This is a genomic window from Thermus sp. FJN-A, from assembly GCF_054655095.1.
In genome coordinates, this window is record NZ_BAAHSC010000090.1 from 1 (window position 1) to 239 (window position 239).

Annotated in this window: 1 protein-coding gene; it reads right to left on the minus strand. The window is 67.4% G+C overall.

All coding sequences use genetic code 11. From position 1 onward, the window contains the following. Positions 1–16: 16 nt before the first annotated feature. Positions 17–239, minus strand: a 223-nt coding sequence (locus tag ACYQ0J_RS00485; protein ID WP_460170257.1) for a tyrosine-type recombinase/integrase, incomplete at its 5' end; no start/stop codon positions are given.

Sequence of the window (239 nt, forward strand, 5' to 3'; positions counted from 1 at the left end):
AAGGATAGAAGGCATTTCACCCCACCACATCCGGCAACGCCCGGGCGGCCTCCTCCAGGCGCTTGCGGGAGACGTGCACGTAGACCTGGGTGGTGCTGATGGAGCTGTGCCCCAGAAGCTCCTTCACCTCGTCAATCCCCCGCCCCGCCTCCACCAGGGCGCTGGCGTAGGAGTGGCGGAGCTTATGGGGGGTGATGCGTTGCCAGTCCTTGAGCCCCGCCCGCCTGGCCACCCGCTTC